This is a genomic window from Pseudomonas sp. 05T35 (genome assembly GCF_056396605.1).
On sequence record NZ_JBFTLU010000636.1, the window covers coordinates 1 to 1,887 of the forward strand.

The 1,887-nt window shown below is 51.1% G+C and carries 1 protein-coding gene and 1 pseudogene; one reads left to right on the forward strand and one right to left on the reverse strand.

All coding sequences use genetic code 11. The features are described from left to right. The first annotated feature begins 274 nt into the window (after positions 1–274). A complete protein-coding gene (locus tag AC1DH9_RS28255; protein ID WP_427536749.1) occupies positions 275–1,501 on the forward strand; it encodes an MFS transporter in 1,227 nt (408 codons plus the stop codon). Between the two features lie 107 nt (positions 1,502–1,608). Here the strand turns inward: AC1DH9_RS28255 and AC1DH9_RS28260 are convergent. Then, positions 1,609–1,826, reverse strand: a pseudogene (locus AC1DH9_RS28260) (transposase); the annotation flags it as partial. Between the last annotated feature and the right edge of the window lie 61 nt (positions 1,827–1,887).

Here is a 1,887-nt window from a genome sequence, read left to right on the forward strand (position 1 = left end):
CCGTCAATCTAGAGTAATCTCTAGATCATTTTCGCAGGCGAGCGAGCCAGCAAACGTGAGTCAGCGAGTTATTTTTATAGGCTGTAACTTTCCTGGCAGGCGTCATCTGCTCTTCCGTGATCACGGACTAAACAATAATGAGACAGGTCTTTCTATTTTGTCACTGTGAATTTTTTCACATCTAGTTTGTGAATTTGGTGAGTGGGCCATCACGAAATATCTCTCTATTCTAGGGCGGAAATTCGATTCTCTGCCCTAGAGAGGTTCTTCACCTGTGAGCAGTAACTACTCCAAACAAGGATCACTTGCTGTGTATCGGACAGCATGGATCGTAACCGCTATTTTTATACTTTCGAATGCAGCTACCCCGCTCTACAGCTTTTGGCAGCAATCCTTGGGCTTCACTTCCGGCGTGTTAACGGTGATTTTTGCCTGCTACATTATCGGTCTTCTTCTAACCCTGACCGTCGCCGGACAGCTGTCCGATCACTATGGGCGCAAAGCCTTACTTCTGCCCTGTGTAGGTCTCGCTATCGTTGCTGCGATTCTATTTGATCAAGCCGATAGTATCGGCGTGTTGATGCTCGCGCGCTTCCTAACTGGCGTTTCAGTAGGCCTCGTTGTATCTGGCGGTATGGCAAATGTCGTTGAGCATGCTCAGCCACATCGCAAGCACTTTGCTTCGTTAATGGCATCTGTCGCAATGGTGGCTGGAGCAGGAACCGGGCCGCTATTGGCTGGGGTTGTGGCGCAATACTTCCCAAACCCGATTCAAACAGTCTTCCGAATTGAAATCGCGATTTTGTGTGTGGCGCTCGTGGCGTTGCTTAAACAGAAGAACCAGAAGCTCGGGGTCGGTTCGTTCAAAGCACGTTTCCCCACCGTTCCTAAAGAAAATCTTGGCATCGTGCTGTTAGGGATAGCGTTCTTCGGCCCAGGGATAACATCGACTTCATTCATCCTGTCGCTCGGCCCCAAGATGATATCCACCTTTCTGAGCGTGAACAGTCCCCTCATCACGGGTTGCATGGCATTTTCAATGTTTCTGGTCGCCGTAGGCGTGCAGTTCGCGGCAAAGAGACTCAGTAGCCGTATCGTATTTTCGTTTAGCGGACTTGCAACCATTTTCTCAATGGTCTGCGTTTGGTTTGCATTGAAAATGGGCTCTGCTCCATGGCTGATCGCTTCCGCTCTACTGGCAGGTGTCGGTCAGGGCTTAGGCCAACTAGGTGGGCTGTCCCTGATTGCTGACAATGTACCCGCTCAGCGTAGAGCTGAAGCCAACGCGGTGTTTAACATGGGAGGTTATGTGCCCGCAGGTACGATTCCAGTGATCACAGGCTATATAATCGACTGCTGGGGGCTGAACGCCGGAATCACCTCGCTGGCTCTTATTATCGCTAGTCTCGCGTCCTTTGCACTGGTGCAGCTCTGCAGAGGCAATCAAGGCCAGCCCCCCACGCAGCTTAACGACCCCACTTATGCGGCAGCAGATCGTTAATCTCACTAGGGGCTGTTGCCATTTCACATAGGTAACCAAAGAAAGGCGCAGGCCATCGCGACCACACTCTCGTAATTTCTCTTGAGCTTGCCGTCGATGAAAACCTATTCAATGTCGGGTTCAACTACGAGCACCTTGAAGACCTTGAGCCACTTGCCTGGCGCTGACCACGCATTGAAGCGCTTATAGACCTTGTTCCAGTTCCCGAACGCCTTGGGTGGGTCTCGGGACATCCCGTACGCATGCGATACTGCATGCCTTCGACGGTCATCCGTGGATCACGCTTGTTCTTATGTATCAAAGGTTTATGGCGAAACGGCAACAGGCCCTAGCCCCTCCATGAGGAAATCGAGAACTACTCGGATTTTTAGTGAGCCGCGTAGATC